Origin of the sequence: Cupriavidus sp. a3, from assembly GCF_051015765.1 — a bacterium.
GTDB classification, from domain to species: Bacteria; Pseudomonadota; Gammaproteobacteria; order Burkholderiales; family Burkholderiaceae; genus Cupriavidus; species Cupriavidus oxalaticus_A.
Window position 1 is genome coordinate 3732159 of sequence record NZ_CP170643.1, and the last position, 401, is coordinate 3732559.

Below are 401 nucleotides of genomic sequence, written 5' to 3' on the forward strand. Positions count from 1 at the left end.
AAGCCGCCCAGGATCACGTTGAAGAACGAGCGGTTCATCGCGCGGCACATGATGTACGAGAGGATGGCACCGCTTGACCCCACCAGCGAGCCGGCGATGATCAGCATCGGGTTGTTCAGCGAAAAGCCGATGCCCGCGGCCGCCCAGCCCGAGTACGAGTTCAGCATCGACACCACCACCGGCATGTCGGCGCCGCCGATCGGGATGATGATCAGCACGCCGAGCACGAAGGCGATGGCCAGCATGATCAGGAACGGCAGCCAGGCCTGCGACAGGAAGAAAATCACGCCGAAGCCGACCATCGCCACCGCCAGCAGCAGGTTGAGCCAGTGCTGGCCGGCGAACACCACCGGCGCGCCCTGGAACAGGCGGAACTTGTAGCGCCCGGCCAGCTTGCCGAA

1 protein-coding gene is annotated in these 401 nt (G+C 64.8%); it reads right to left on the reverse strand.

All coding sequences use genetic code 11. From position 1 onward, the window contains the following. Positions 1–401: NAD(P)(+) transhydrogenase (Re/Si-specific) subunit beta (locus tag ACAD63_RS17865; protein ID WP_434033082.1), on the reverse strand; the 401-nt coding region annotated here is incomplete at both ends.